Raw genomic sequence first — 898 nt, 5'->3', positions numbered from 1 at the left:
CAGCGGCGTCGACCAGCCATCCAGCAGAATGTGATGATTCGTGATCACCAGCTTGTGCCGGTCGGGGGCGAGGCGGATCACCAGGAAGCGCATCAGCGGCGCGCTGGCCATGTCGAAACGGGCAGCCTGTTCCTCCTCCAGCAGCCGCGTCACCCGCTCACGCTGACCGGCCTCGGGGAAGCCACTCAGATCGACCTCACGCCACGGCAACACCGGATTGCCGGTGATCACCTGGACCGACTCGCCGTTGTTCCGCTGGCGGAAGCACGCTCGGAGACTGGCGTGCCGGGCCACCAGCACCTCCGCCGAACGCCGCAGCACCCCCGCATCCAAGACGCCCGCCAGGTCCAGCACCAGCTGGACGTTGTAGATGTCGGCGGCGTTCTCGTCGAACAGCGCGTGGAACAGCAGTCCTTCCTGCAACGGCGACAGCGGCAGCACATCCTCGACCGCCATCCCCTCACCAGCCCACCCATCGAGCTGCTCCTGCTCAAGAGTGACCAGGGGGAAGTCCGAAGGCGAATGCCCGCCGGCCTCCGGCAGGGCCGCATGCCCGGCCAGGACCTCCAGCATCCGAACCCACAGACCAGCCAGCTCCGCAACCTCATCCCGGTCCAGAACCTCCTGCGGCCAGGACCACACCGCATCCAGACGCACACCCTCAGCACTGCCATGCGCACTCGCGCTGATCTCCAGGGTGTGGGCCAGTCCCATCCCAGGATCGGCACCGCCTCCCAGCTGGGACTCCACACTCTGCCCGCCCTCGAGGGCGGTGTCGAAGCGGCCGAGGTAGTTGAAGGCGATCTGGGGCCGGTCATAGCCGGCCAGGACCGGGGCGGTGCCGGGATTCAGGTAGCGCAGCAGCCCGTACCCGAACCCGTCATCGGGCAGCGCGTTC

Annotated in this window: 1 protein-coding gene; it reads right to left on the bottom strand. The window is 67.9% G+C overall.

What is annotated here, in order from left to right; all coding sequences use genetic code 11:
* A partial coding sequence (locus G6048_RS48300) for a condensation domain-containing protein (RefSeq protein WP_235991170.1) occupies positions 1 to 852 on the bottom strand: 852 nt, incomplete at its 3' end.
* Positions 853 to 898: the final 46 nt, after the last annotated feature.

It is taken from the genome of Streptomyces ureilyticus, from assembly GCF_011045025.1.
Classification (GTDB): domain Bacteria; phylum Actinomycetota; class Actinomycetes; order Streptomycetales; family Streptomycetaceae; genus Streptomyces; species Streptomyces ureilyticus.
This window is presented reverse-complemented; position numbering and strand designations above follow the sequence as displayed.